General features: G+C 73.8%; 10 protein-coding genes. 4 read left to right on the top strand and 6 right to left on the bottom strand.

The genetic code is table 11. The features are described from left to right. Positions 1 to 26 precede the first annotated feature (26 nt). Together ACZ5NW_RS20315 and ACZ5NW_RS20310 are read left to right on the top strand one after the other, a co-directional pair. Positions 27 to 959 (top strand): peptidoglycan-binding domain-containing protein, encoded by a 933-nt coding sequence (locus ACZ5NW_RS20315; protein WP_468745247.1) that lies wholly within the window; start codon positions 27 to 29, stop codon positions 957 to 959. Beyond that, the gene (locus tag ACZ5NW_RS20310) at positions 956 to 1168 is read left to right on the top strand and encodes a hypothetical protein (RefSeq protein WP_468745246.1); all 213 of its coding nucleotides are present in this window, start codon (positions 956 to 958) and stop codon (positions 1166 to 1168) included. The genes ACZ5NW_RS20315 and ACZ5NW_RS20310 overlap by 4 nt, the downstream gene beginning before the upstream one ends. Before the next feature lie 14 nt (positions 1169 to 1182). On the opposite strand, the gene ACZ5NW_RS20305 is transcribed toward ACZ5NW_RS20310, so the two are convergent. From ACZ5NW_RS20305 to ACZ5NW_RS20280, 6 genes are all read right to left on the bottom strand, one after another. Then, positions 1183 to 3513 (bottom strand): SpoIIE family protein phosphatase, encoded by a 2331-nt coding sequence (locus ACZ5NW_RS20305; protein WP_468745630.1) that lies wholly within the window; start codon positions 3511 to 3513, stop codon positions 1183 to 1185. Positions 3514 to 3628: 115 nt separating this feature from the next. Next, the gene (locus tag ACZ5NW_RS20300) at positions 3629 to 4009 is read right to left on the bottom strand and encodes a hypothetical protein (protein WP_468745245.1); all 381 of its coding nucleotides are present in this window, start codon (positions 4007 to 4009) and stop codon (positions 3629 to 3631) included. Between the two features lie 312 nt (positions 4010 to 4321). After that, positions 4322 to 5245 carry a MurR/RpiR family transcriptional regulator gene (locus ACZ5NW_RS20295; RefSeq protein WP_468745244.1) on the bottom strand — a complete coding sequence of 308 codons (924 nt, stop codon included), beginning with the start codon at positions 5243 to 5245 and terminating at the stop codon, positions 4322 to 4324. Between the two features lie 101 nt (positions 5246 to 5346). Then, on the bottom strand, positions 5347 to 6999 hold the full coding sequence (locus tag ACZ5NW_RS20290; protein WP_468745243.1) for an ArnT family glycosyltransferase: 1653 nt from the start codon (positions 6997 to 6999) through the stop codon (positions 5347 to 5349). 92 nt (positions 7000 to 7091) lie between these two features. After that, positions 7092 to 9008, bottom strand: a complete 1917-nt coding sequence (locus ACZ5NW_RS20285; protein WP_468745242.1) for a phosphatase PAP2 family protein — start codon at positions 9006 to 9008, stop codon at positions 7092 to 7094. A gap of 137 nt (positions 9009 to 9145) precedes the next feature. Then, the gene (locus tag ACZ5NW_RS20280) at positions 9146 to 10054 is read right to left on the bottom strand and encodes an N-acetylglucosamine kinase (protein ID WP_468745241.1); all 909 of its coding nucleotides are present in this window, start codon (positions 10052 to 10054) and stop codon (positions 9146 to 9148) included. 316 nt (positions 10055 to 10370) lie between these two features. Here ACZ5NW_RS20280 and ACZ5NW_RS20275 point away from each other — a divergent pair, with 316 nt between their 5' ends. Together ACZ5NW_RS20275 and ACZ5NW_RS20270 are read left to right on the top strand one after the other, a co-directional pair. Continuing rightward, positions 10371 to 11504: an ROK family protein gene (locus tag ACZ5NW_RS20275; RefSeq protein WP_468745240.1), complete on the top strand. Its 1134-nt coding sequence runs from the start codon at positions 10371 to 10373 to the stop codon at positions 11502 to 11504. Positions 11505 to 11778: 274 nt separating this feature from the next. Next, a complete protein-coding gene (locus tag ACZ5NW_RS20270; protein WP_468745239.1) occupies positions 11779 to 13110 on the top strand; it encodes an ABC transporter substrate-binding protein in 1332 nt (443 codons plus the stop codon). Positions 13111 to 13135 lie beyond the last annotated feature (25 nt).

Here is a 13135-nt window from a genome sequence, read left to right as displayed (position 1 = left end):
TATGACTCCCCGGGGGAACCGCGGCCATGAAGGAGAGCAGCGTGCCGACACCGCCCGAACCGGGGGAGTCCTACGAACGTCCGATCCTCGAACCCATCAGGGTCCTACGGCCCCGCCGCACGGACGCCCTGGCGGCCCTGGTCCGCGAACTCACCGACAACCGCCCCGCCGAGGGCTACGAATCCGTCCCGCTCCCCACCCCGCCGGAGGCGGACACCCAGCAACTCCCCCCGGTGAGCCCCGGGGACGAGCGACGCGGGGGCGACCGGACCGGGCGGCCGAGGGGTGAGGAGTCCCGTCGGCCCCTGAAGGACGGGAACGCTGACCGCCGCGCCGGATATGAGCGGCCTCGCACCGAGCACCGCGGCCGCCGCACGGGACACGAGAGCGGTGGCGCGGGATACGCCGGCCGTCGTCAGGGATACGAGGGCCGGCCGGCAGGGCGCGACGATCTGCGCCCGCCGCGCGGTGACCGGCGTCCGCCGGCCGGTGACCGGCGTCCGGTGCGGGGTCGCCGGCGTTCGCCCTACGGGGACCGGCCCGGTGCCGGCGGTGGGCTGCGGTGGGCCGCGATCGGGATCGGTGTGGTCGCCGCCGCGTTGCTCGGGTTCGGTGGGGCGCTGCTCCTGCCCGGCAAGGGCGGTGAGGCCGCCGCCGCACAGACGCCCCCGGCCGCCGCGCCCACCCCCACGCCCACGCCCACCGCGTCCACGCCCGCGACCGACCCCGACGGCGCCGGCACGCTCCGCGAGGGCGACAGCGGGCCCCAGGTGACCGACCTCCAGCAGCGCCTGACTCGCATCCCCAACGTGTACGACCGGGGCGCCACCGACGGCCGCTACGACACCGTCCTCACCGAGGCCGTCGCCCGGTTCCAGCTCTGGTACGGCATCCGTGGCGACGAGACCGGCGTGTACGGCGACGACACGCGCCGCGCGTTGGAGTCGCGCACCCGGTGACCACGGCGCGGGGCCGCGTCGCGTCCGGGCCGGTGATGTGGCGCGTGTCACCATGGACGGTGGGCCGACGGGCGTTCGGCACCTCGGCCCACCGAGCCGAAAGCCGCCGTATGGACGTCTCCCGCATCCCCGGTCTGGTGCTGCCCGTCGTGTTCCTCACGGCCTTGCTCATCGGAGTGCTCTGGTACTGGCGGCATCGCGACGACTGAGCCGGCCGGAGCCGTCAGCCGGCCGGCTCCTCCCTGGGCAGCGGCACCCGCACATCCAGCACACACACGTCGTCCCGCTGCTCAGCCTCCAGCAGGCCCGTCAACAGCCGCGCCAGCGAGGCCGGTCCACGGCGGGCCTGGGCCGTGACGGCGGCCGCGAGCCGGTCGAGCCCCCGGTCGATGATCTCCCCGGGCCGTTCGACCAGCCCGTCGGTGTACAGCAGGAAGCGGTCCCCGGGTTCGAGACGGACCTCCGCCTCCTCGTACCGGGGGTCGTCACAGGCGCCGAGCAGGATGCCGTGCGGCCGGTCGAGGTAGCGCGCCTGCCCGGCCCGCAGCAGCAGCGGCGGGGGATGCCCGGCCTGTGCCCACACCAGTCGCCGTTCGGCACGGTGGTAGTGGGCCAGCACCATGGTGGCCGTGCCGTGGGGGTCGCGCGAGTGCAGCAGCAGGGTGTTGAGCCGGGCCAGCGCGCCCGTGAGGGACGAGCCGGTGATGACCATGCCCTTGGCGGTGAACCGCAGTTGGGCCATCGTGGCGACCGCGTCCATGCCGTGTCCGGCGACGTCGCCCACCACGAACAGGGCGTCCCCGTCGGGCAGATCGATCGCGCTGAACCAGTCCCCGCCGACGCTGAGCCCCGCCTGCGAGGGCAGATAGGCGACCTCCACCCGCAGCCCCGCCAGCAGCACGGGCCGGTCGGGCACCGGCAGCAGCGCGTCCTGCAGCCGGGCCGCCACCCGGCGCTCGTCCCGCAGCACGTCGTGCTGGGTGAGGAGGGTGCGTTCGCTGGCGACCAGGGCGAGTTCGGCGCTGCGCTGTGCGGTGAGGTCCTGGACGAATCCATGGACGTGCACCGGTGTGCCGTCCGGGTCGGTCACGGCCTCGATGACGGCCCGCAGATAACGGATCCCGTCGCGGGTGGCGATCCGGAACGACACGTCGACGGCCCGCCCGTGACGCGTGAGCTCGCCGACGGCCTGGTCGAGCAGGGGCGCGTCCTCGGGCAGCGCGAGCTCGGGCAGCTTGCTCAGCGCGACCGAGCCGAGGGCGGGATCCCGGTCGAAGATGGTGAAGACCTGCGAGGACCAGGTGACTTCGTGGGTCACCAGGTTCCAGTCCGCCCAGCCGAGATTGCCGAGCCGCTGGACGTCCGTCAGTCGCTGCTCCTGGCGGTCGGAGAGGTCCTGCCGCAGCCAGCTGACGATCAGCCCGTCGCCGAGGCGCACCGCCCGGGCCACGAAGGTCGACAGCTCGGCGCCCCCGGCCACGATCCGATGGCGTACGAAAGGATCGCTCTCGTAGGGCCGTCCGCTGGCGAGCGTGGTGAGGCAGCCCCGCCACAGCGGCTCCTCCGCCATGCTGGGCCAGCAGTCCAGCAGGCGCAGCCCGATCAGTTCCCGGCCGGCGCGGCCCACGCTGTCGACGGCCTCGGCGGTGGCCGCGTCGATCCGGAAGTCCTCGACGAGTCCGGACGCGTCGTACAGCGGGGTCAACAGGACCGCCGCCAGGGGAAGTTGCTCGATCGCGTCCTGGAGGGGGCCCGCCGCCGGGCCGAGCGCGGGCTCCGGTCGGGCGCCGAACATGCGCAGCGGGCCCGCGCACAGCCGGGCGACGGCCTCCAGGTGCTGCCGTTGCCGGGCGGTGAAGGTACCGGCCGGGCGCCGCAGCACCCCGAAGACGTGGTCGGCCGGGACTGCGGCCGCCACCGGCAGCCAGGCCCGCGAACCCCACCGCTGCGGGGGGTCGCCGATCAGCAGATGCCCATGGTCCGCCGAGACGTCCTCCAGCCAGTACGGCCGGCCGTGGTCCAGCGCGTCGTACGGGGGGAGTCCGGCCAGCGGGGGCACCTGGTGCCACTGCCGGGCCAGTGTGTCGTCGATGCCCGCGTGGCCGACGAGGAGGAGACCTCCGTCGGGCAGCCGGGCGAACAGCATGACCGCGTCGGCGCCGACGTCCGGCGCGAGCTGGTCGAGCAGGCAGCGGGCCAGGTCCTGCGGGGTGCCCACCCGCACCAGCGTCCGGGCGAGCCGGGCCAGGGCGGCGGCGAGGTCGGCCGGCTGCGCGGGCGCCGGCTCCGCCGCGAGGTCCTCCTGCGGCGTCCAGGCGACGGGGCGGGGCAGCGGGGGAAGGTTCCCGAGGAGGATCCAGCACTCCTCCAGGAGGGTGTGCTGCGCGGCCTTGGCCCGCTGGTGCAGCGCCTCGTGGGCCGCGTCGGGGGAGTAGCCGGTCTGCGCCATCACCACGCCCTTGGCCCGCTCCACCACGGCGGATATGGCCGCACCCTCCTGCAGCCGGTCGAGCTCGGCGCGTTGGCGCGCCACCACCCGTGTCAGCGCGGCCATGTCCGGCACGCCGCCCGACTCCTCCGCTGGCGTGGGCTCGTCTGTCACGCTTCGAGCATGGCACACCCGGGGGCGGTTGATCGGGTTCCTGCCGGGATCGTGACGAACCGCCTGGTCAGCGGGATGAGGTGCGCTCCACCAAGGCATCGGTGACGGCGCGCACGCTGCGCGCGATGTGCTGCAGCTGCATCACCTCGGCGGCGTAGAGCTTGATCGTGTGCTCGATGACCGACTCGGCCAGGCCCAGCCGGGGCAGGTCGGCACGGGCGGTCTGCAGGGCGGTGCGGGCGACCCGGATCTCGTGCTGGACCTGGATCTGGGCGTGCCGGGCGAGGAGCACCGGGTGACGCAGCATCGCCGGATAGCTGGCGTAGCGCGCGGGGAGCAGCTCCCGCAGCCACTTGACCGCCGAACGCTCCCAGTCGTAGCTGCCGGGGGTCTTGACCTGGCAGGGCCAGTCCGGACTGATGCGCGTCGTGGTGAGTTGCATGTTCATCGCTTCCGGGTCTACGGCGTCGGAACGGGTGGTCCGACGGATGCCGGCGGTCCCGGTCTAGGGGATGACCGGGACCGCCATGGGCGCTCGCGCTGGCGATGCCCCGAACACCCGTGTGCCGTCGTGGGTAGGGGACGGCGGCTCGGGGTGCCCGTTCAGGAGCCCTTCGCGGGCGGTGCGGCCGTGAGCAGTATTTATATATGCCGTCCGCTTTGCAAGACGTATGAAAACATTCATGCGCGCTTTGTTGTGAATGATCCCTGGGCAATGTTCCGTGACGGGGGGTGCGGCCGGAGTCCTGTGCGGCGGGGCTCAGTCCGGCAGGAAGAACTGGTGCTGCTCGGCGATCTGCTCGTACTCCTCCAGGCGCGCCTGGGTGCGCTCGGGGCCCGCGTCGGTCATGGCCTGCAGCACCGCGGCCGCCATCAGCCCGGGCGCCGCGTAGGAGTCGAAGACCAGCCGGGAGCCGGTGCCGGTGGCGAAGGTGACGTCGGCCTCGTCCGCGACCGGTCCGAGCGCCAGGTCGGTGATCAGCGCGACCTTCAGTCCGGCGCTGCGGGCCACCCGTACCGCCGTGAGGGTCTCGTGCGCGTGCCGGGGCATGGAGAAGGCCAGCACCCAGGTGCCCCCGGCCTCCCGGGACTGCAGCAGCGCGTCGTAGGCCACGCTGCCGCCGCGCGTCACCAGCCGCACGTCCGGGTGGATCCGGCGGGCCGCGTAGGCGAAGTACTCGGCGAGCGAGGCGGAGATGCGCAGCCCGAGGACGGTCAGCGGCGTCGACCGGGACAGGCTGCGGCCGATCTCGATCACCCGGTCGGGGTCGGCGAAGTCGCGGCGCAGGTTCTCCAGGTTCTCGATCTCCGCGTCGACCGCCGCCTGGAGCTCGTTGCTGCGGTTGATCTCGGCGGCCGCGGGGCCGCTCGCGAGCGTGCCGAGCGCGATCGACTGGAGCCTCTCGCGCAGCGCCGGGTAGCCGCTGAAGCCCACCGCCCCCGCGAAGCGGGTCACCGACGGCTGGCTGACACCCACCCGCTCGGCGAGGTCGGTGATCGACAGGAACGCCGCCTCGGTGATGTGCTCGATCAGATACTGCGCGATACGCCGCTGGCCCGGGGACAGATGGGGCCCGTCGAACAGCTCCCGGAGCCGGGACGTAGGGGAGGCCTCCGCCTCCGGAACGGTCTTGCCCGAAGTGATCGCTGATGCCTGCGCTCGTGCCTGCTGAGGCGAGGGCACGGGTGCGCCTCCTTTGTCTCCCACGACCACTCAACATAGCTCACGGAGCGTGCTCGCCACGGTGCGGGCGAACGTCCGGACCGGTCGGCCGGGTACGCGGCTCACCTGCGGTAGAGCGTGATCGAGTGGCCGACCTCGTCCACGGGGCGGCAGTCGCGCAGCAGCTCCGCCAGCCGCCCGCGCGCCTTCGCCGCCGCCGAGTCCGACACGATCAGCAGCCCGTGCACCTCACCGGCGGGCACCCGGCGCGGATCGGCCGCGTGTATGCCGTAGGCCGACGGCACTCCGCTGCCCTTGTACACCAGCCAGACGCGCGGCTCGTCCGGGTACCGCTCGCGCAGCCGGTCCGCGAGCCGCCCCAGGTCCTGGCCCCAGTCGACGTTGGAGTCGTGCAGCCACCGATGGGTGTCGGCGGGCCCGCCGAACGCCTCGTTGGAGTACGGCAGGTAGTACGGGAAGGCCGACAGCGAGCTGACCGCGACGAACGCCACCAGCGACACCAGCGCCCCCGTGGCCCATCGTCGGCGCACGGTGACCAGGCAGCCCGCCGCCACCGCCAGGAACATCGGCAGGAACACCACGTAGCGGGTCCCGAAGTCCCGCGAGCCGGTCATGGCCGCCGCCAGCAGCACCCCGGCCGGCACCAGCACGTAGGGCACCGCGGGCCGCAGTCGCCGTACCGCCGTCAGTGCCACGGCGCCGGCCGCCCACAAAACCAGCAGTCCGAGCGGCGTCTTCACCAGCAGCGCCGCCGGCAGGTAGTACCAGCGCGAGCCGGAGTACACATGCCCGAACAGGAAGCCCTGCCACGGCTGGTTCTCCAGCCCGAACTGCACGCGCGTCCCGTCCCGGTACGCCTCCGGGAAGGGCAGCGCCTGAACGAGGAGCCCGCGCAGCCCGTGCACCTCGGGCACGGGGGTCCCCTGCGGATCCCAGCGCAGCCGGGGATCGACCAGCAGATACGACGCCCAGACGACGGCCACGGCGACCACCGCGACCACGGCCGCCCCCAGCAGGGCCCGGCGGGCACGGCGGGGCCACAACGACCAGACGGCGAGGGCGAGCAGCACCGGGACGGCGGGCAGCGCGCTCATCCGCGTGGCGAGCGCCGCCCCCAGAGCGGCTCCGGCGAGCGGCACGTACCGGCGCGCCCCGCCGGTGCGGGCCCGCCACAGCAGCCACGCCGAGGTCAGCAGGAAGCCCGCCGCCGGTACGTCCAGGGTGGCCAGCGAGCCGTGCGCGAGGACGTCGGGGGAGAAGGCGTAGAGGGCGAGCGCGACCAGTCCGGCGGCCCGGCCGGCGAGGTCGCGGGCGAAGGCGAAAACCACCAGCCCGAACAGCAGGGTCAGCGCGATCACCGGCAGCCGCGCCCACAGCATCAGCCGCCACGGGTCGTTGCCCGAGCCGTAGAGCAGCCGCCGGCCCACTTCGCCCTGGTCGACGGCGGGCGACGGGTCGTAGCGCGGGTCGGCGAGCGCCACGCCCGCCGCGATCACCAGCTTGCCGAGCGGCGGGTGTTCGGGGTTGTAGCGCACCCGGTGCTCGTGCAGATAGTCGGCGGCCGTGCCGACGTACACCGGTTCGTCGATGGTCGGCGTCTGCTGCGCGGCCGCGGTGACCATGGCCACCGTCATCTGGGCGAGCAGCACGGCGACCAGCAGCGGAACGACCCACCGGCGGTGCGGGCGCGGTGCGGCGGGCACGCGCGCGAGGGGACGGGACACCTGGTCCGAGGGGAGTGCGCGCGCCATCATCCGCCCCGCGGTGACACCGCCGGCGCGGCGGCGGGAGCGATCCCGGGCAGGCCCATGGGCCTACTCTGCACCGCTTCCCGCCGCCTGCCGTGTCACCGCTTCACGATTCGTACCGACAGACCTTCCGCCGTGTAGACAGGTACGGCCCGCAGCGTGTCGGAGTTCAGCTCGATCCGGTCGAACTGGCCGCGCAACCGCGCCGCGCGGAGCACCGGCACGGTCGTCCCGACGCGCGGCGGCCGCAGCGCGTCGAGCCGCAGCGCGAGCACGCTCCCCCGGTCGAGGTGGGCCCGGCCGGAGACGGTGAGGACGGCGCAGTGGTCCTTGCGCAGCGTCAGCTCCAGCGCGGCGCCGGACTGCTGCGCCCACGTGCCGCGCACCCGCACCGGCAGTTCCGCGCGGAGCGTGCCGCCGCGCAGGGTGACATCGCCCTGGCCGAGCGCGTCGGCGTGCCCGGCGACCAGCGTGCCCGCCTCGACGACGGTGCCGCCGTGGTAGCGGTTGTGGCCGGTCAGGGTGAGCGTGCCGGAGCCGCGCTTGGTCAGCCCGCCCTCGCCCTCGATGTCGTTGCGCCAGCTGTCGGCCGCGTGGAAGCCGCCCTTCGCCGCGTCCAGCGTGACCGTGACGGCGGAGTCGAAGGAGCCGTAACCGTCCGCCGCCGCGAACAGGTTGAGCCGGCCCCACTGCTCGAACCCGTCCAGCAGGACGTATCCGGACGGCAGCGCGGTGGTGCGCAGCACCTCCCGGCGCTGGGCCGCGTCCAGGTAGGGCAGCCGGGTCTCCAGCAGCACCTCGGCGCCCTTCGGCACGGTCAGCGGCGTCCTGCGGCCCTCGCGGGTGAGCACGTAGGTCAGCCGGGGCGTGAGCGCGCGGGCGTTGGCCTCCCGGTCGGCGTAGGCGTCCGCCGCGTCGGAGTGCGCGTACGCGAACAGGGTGTCGGCGCTCGTGCCCGTCGCCTGCGTGAAGTAGGCGAGGGCCTGGGCCCGCGCCGCCGCCTTCAGGTCGGCGTTGGCCGGGTCGGCGAGGGTGGCCGCGGCGAGGGCGGTCGCCATGATCCGGCCGCCGATCACGTCCACGGGGGAGTGCATGCCGGCCATGATCCGGGTGTGGCTCAGCTCGAAGGCGCGGGCCACGAGCTCCTGGAAGCGCTCCGGTATCGCGTACGCGTACGCCAGGCCCGCCAGGTGGAAGGCGTTGGTGTGACCGCTGGGGAAACCGCCGTCCTCCTCGGGCTTGGTGTTGCGCTGCCGCAGCAGCTGCGGCGCCACGATCACGCCGGACTCGTAGACGGGGTAGCCGAGCGCGTCGGTCCGGCCGGTGTCGACGACCTCGCTGTCCTCGTTCATCCGCCAGGGGCGCGGGTACTGGTAGGCGGCCTTGGACGGGTTGCCCGAGGCGTAGGGTCCGCGCACGGTGTCGACGAGCTTGGCGACCAGGCCGAGGTCGGAGGCGTAGGAGCCCGCGCCGAGCGCCGAGCCGGCCGGGGCGTCGGCCGGGACCGCGTCGCTGACCGTGGTGGCGGGCGTGGTGTCCGGGGCGGTGGTGATCGAGGTGACCGCCTTGGCGCCGGCGCGGTACAGGCCGGCCAGCGGGCCCAGGCCGCCGATCATGGCGTAGCTCTGGTGCTGGCGGTCGTAGAGGAAGGCGTCCTTCGCCTGCTGCTCGGTGCGGGCGGCGGTGACGCGGGCGCAGTAGCGCATGTTGGCGCGCAGCACCTCGGGCCGCAGTGCCGTGCCGGTGTTCCAGGCCGAGCCGGTCTTCCACACCTCGGCCATGCCGCCGAGGGCGCGCACGACGGCGTTCGTCTCGGGCGTGAGGTTCGTCGGGACGTTCGTCCTGTAGTCGTCGACGAAGGCCGCGAACGCGGTGGCGGCCTTGGCGTCGGCGGCCGCGAGCCAGGAGACGAGCGTCGGGGCGGCGACCAGCGCGGCCGAACCGCCCACGGTGGCCTTCAGAAAGCGCCTTCTGTTCACGGTCGCGGCGCGGTGGTGCCCGGCAGGGGACGGCATGCGTGTGCCTCTCTCGGCTTTTGATGGCTTGTGAGTCGTCGTGGTGCCTACGAGCGAAGATCTACGGCCGGGTCGTGTCCCGCCCGGGATGCTCCGGCGACCGCCGGATGTCCCCTGGGTGAACGGGACTTCGCGGCTCACAGGATCGAACGGGCCAGCGCCACCGCGCCCTCGACCGGCGCCGCCGTCAGCGGCCGGGGCCGTGCCGAGGGCACCGCCCTCGCGAGAGCGGCCGTGAAGGCGTCGTACAGCGCGGGCTGGGCGAGCACGGTGCCGCCCGCCACCACCACCTCGTCCACGGCCGCCCCGCGTTCGGCGAGCCGGGCGACGAGCGCGGCCAGTGCCCGGCCGGCCTCGGCGATCACGGTCCGGGCGAGCGCGGAACCGGCGTCGGCGGCGGCGAAGACGACCGGAGCGTGCCGGCCCCACTCGGCGGAGACGTCGGCGGCGCCCTCCAGGGCCGCGCCGAGCGCGGGGACCTCCGGTACGCCGAACGCGGCGAGCAGGCCGAGGGCGAGCGGGTCGGGTGCCTCACCGCGGTCGTGCGCGGCCCAGGCGACGCGGGCCGCCTCCCGGACGAGGCCGGCGGCGCCGCCCTCGTCGCCGAGGACCGCGCCCCAGCCGCCCACCTGGACGGACGTGCCGTCGGGCAGCCGGCCCACCGCGACGGACCCGGTGCCGGCCACCAGGCCGACGCCCTGGTCCGCCCCGGCGGCGGGCACCAGGAGTTCGGCGTCGCCGACGACCAGCGCGGGCACGCCGAGGAGTTCTTGGACAGCGGTACGGATCTCCGCGCACTGGCGGGGCGTCTCGCAGGCGTGCGCCCCGACCGCCAGGGCGGAGGGGCGGGCGCCGGTGGGCAGCGCCTCGTGGAGGAGGGCGGCCAGCCAGCGTCCGGCGGCGGCCGGGTCGTGCGGCCGCCAGCCGGTGCTGGCGCGGCGGTGGTCGGCCACGACGTCCTCGCCCGCGAGCGCGCGGAGATGCGTCTTGGTACCGCCCACGTCGACGCCGACCACGAGGGGGTGCGAAGGGGGAGAGTCCTGCACGGATCCTCTTTCGTCGTTGCGCTGGGCTGCGACGGCGGGCGAACCGTGACCGGGCACTGCGAGGGGAACTAGGGAAGCCCCGGGACGGGCCTCTGGCGAAGCACGGCAGGCGAGTACCGTGAAGTTCGTTAGGAAGTTAACTAACGAAGTACAGTGCGTCAAGAGGAATTCGCGCACTCGACCACCGGCACGTCCGCACGGGCCACCGCGGGGCGGGGACGCGCGACGTCGGTTGCATCCCATCGCCGCAGCCCGCCGAGCCGATCGGTCGCGGGCGCGGCCCGGTACCCGTGTGGGGGAAACTGTGGAACTCGACGTGGCGGAAGCCCCCCGCCTGACCGACAGCGCGAGCGCGGTGTTCGCCGTGCTGGCCCAGGCGGGCCGCGCGACCCGGCCGCAGCTGGCGACCCTGGCGGGGCTGTCCAAGCCCACCGTGTCCGCCGCCGTGGCGGAACTGGAGAGCGTCCGGCTCGCCGCGCACTCCGGCACCGCCTCCAGCGGCACCGGCCGCACCGCCGCCGTCTACCGGCTGGGGCCGGCCGCGGGCGCCGTGCTCGCCGTCGATCTCGGCCCGGACCTCACCAGGGTCCGGGGCTGCGCCCTGGACGGCACCCTGCTCGCCGAGGCCACCGCCTCCCGCGAGGACGCCGCCGACGCCGTACGCGACGCCCTCGACGCGCTGCCCGGCGGTCTGCCGCTGCGCACCATCGTCGTCGCCGTCGGTGACGTCACCGCCCCGGACCGGCGGGGCAGCGGCATGCGCCCGGCGACCGCCAAGGCCGGGCCGGTCTTCGACGCCGTGGCCGTCGCGCTGCCCCCGGGCGTTCCCGTCCACCTGGAGAACAACGTCAACTGCGCCGCGCTCGCGGAACTGCACGAGGGCGCCGCCCGCGGCCGCCACACCTTCGGCTATCTGCGGATCGGCGTGGGCATCGGCCTCGGCATCGTCGTGGGCGGCCAGGTGCTCAGCGGCTCGAACGGCGCCGCGGGCGAGGTGGCCCGGCTGCCCTACCCCTGGGACGACGGCCGTGAGCCGCGCCGGGAGGCCCTGGAGGAGTACATCGGGGCCCGTTCGCTGCTGCGTCGCACCGCCGAGGCGTGGCCGGCCGCCGACGGCCCCTGCCCCCGCACCACCGAGCGGCTCTTCGCGCTCGCCGGAGAGGGCCGGGCCGCGGCCCGTGCCGTCGTGGACCGGCACGCCGCCGACGTGGGCCGGCTGGCCGCCGCCGTGACCGCCGTCCTGGACCCGGGGCTGATCGTGCTGGGCGGCAGCACCGGCGCGGATCCGCAGCTCCTGCCCGGTGTGCGGGCCGAGCTGGCGCGGCTGAGCTGGCCGACCGAGGTGGTCAGCAGCACGGTCGGTGAGTCCGGTACCGTCGCGGGTGCCGCACGGCTCGCGGTCGCGCGGGGAGTCCAAACCGTGACCGAGGCCGCGCGGCCCAAGGATTGACGGCCTCCGACTTGGTCTGCCAATGTCCGGACAAGCGCTTTCTAAGCCGGTCGGGAACACCGGCTCAGGGTGAGCGTCCCGCCCGTACCGACGAGGTACGGCAGCCCCGCGAGGGCGTGCTCGCGAGGCCACGGCCGGGAAGGCCGGGGAACGCACCCGACAAGGCGGCGCGGCCGGGCGAGGCCGCACCCCGGAAGGCGCCCTTCCACAGCTCCATGCACCCGTGCCGGAGCGACCGGCCCGGAAATCCGTCACGCACATCAGGGAGGACCCGGTGGGTCACGAGATCTCACGCAGAACCCTCTTCCGCTCCGCCAGCGGTCTCGCCGTCGCCGGCGCGCTGGGCGGCACGCTCAGCGCCTGCGCCGGCGGCACCGGCGCGGGCAGCAGCAGCGACAAGCTGACGATGACCTGGTGGGGCAGCGACGAGCGCCACGCGGCCTACAAGAAAGCGCTTGCCACCTTCCAGCAGAAGAACCCGAAGATCAAGATCCAGGAGACCTACTCCGGCTACGACGGGTACTTCGACAAGTTCAACACCAACATCGCCGGCGGCAGCGCCCCCGACCTCCTGCAGATGGACACCGCGCTGGTCGCCCAGTACGCCCGCAAGGGTGTCCTCGCCCCGCTCGACTCCTACGTCGGCAAGAGCCTGGACCTGACCGGCTTCTCCAAGACGCTCCTCGCCGCCGGCACCGTCGACGGCAAGCTCTACGGCGTCCCCTCCGGCATCGGCGTCAACCAGCTCACCGTCAACCGCAGCGGCCTGGAGAAGCTCGGCCTGAAGCTGCCCGAACGCGAGTGGACCTGGACCGACCTCAAGCAGATCGCCGCCGACGTCTACAAGAAGAGCGGCGGCAAGATCTACGGCGTCGACGACGGCGGCGGCTCCACCCTCCAGTGCTTCGAGATCTTCGCCCGCGAGAAGGGCCAGCAGTTCTTCTCCGACGACGGCAAGAAGCTCGGCTTCACCTCCGACACCCTCCAGGAGTGGTGGGAGTACTGGGCCGAGATGCGCAAGCTCAACGCCTGCGGCCCGGCCGCCATCACCTCCGCCGCGCACAACGACCTCACCAAGAACGCGGTCGTCATCGGCAAGGCCCTGTTCACCTTCGACTCCGGCGTCTACGGCGCGGGCGGCTCCATCACCGACGCCCAGCTGGACTTCCTGCCCACCCCGCAGGGCGACTGGTCCGGCGCCCGCGAGGGCAACTACGTCAACGGCGGTGTGCTGCTCAGCGCCACCAAGAAGAGCAAGAAGATCGACGACTCCGCCAAGATCATGTCGTTCTTCGCCCAGGACGAGACCGCCATCAAGGACATGCAGCTGCTGCGCGGCATCCCGCCGACGGACAAGGCCCGCAACCTGATCGCCTCCGGCCTGGCCGAGACGGACAAGCTGAACATGGCCAACGCCGACTACATCTCCCAGCGCGTCTCCAAGGCGACCAACGCCCTGCCCGCGCCGGTGCCCCCGCCGCAGGGCGCCGACCAGATCTGGGACCTGCTGTTCCAGTCGAACCTCGCCATCGCCTTCGGCAAGAAGTCGATCAAGGCCCAGCTCGGCGAGTTCTTCGACCAGGCGGCAGGGATCCTGGCCAAGTAGGCGCGAGGACGATCGAACACCGGGA

It is taken from the genome of Streptomyces sp. NPDC032126, from assembly GCF_055580085.1.
Note: the sequence above shows the minus strand (reverse complement) of the source record. Positions and strands in the feature narration are given on the sequence as shown.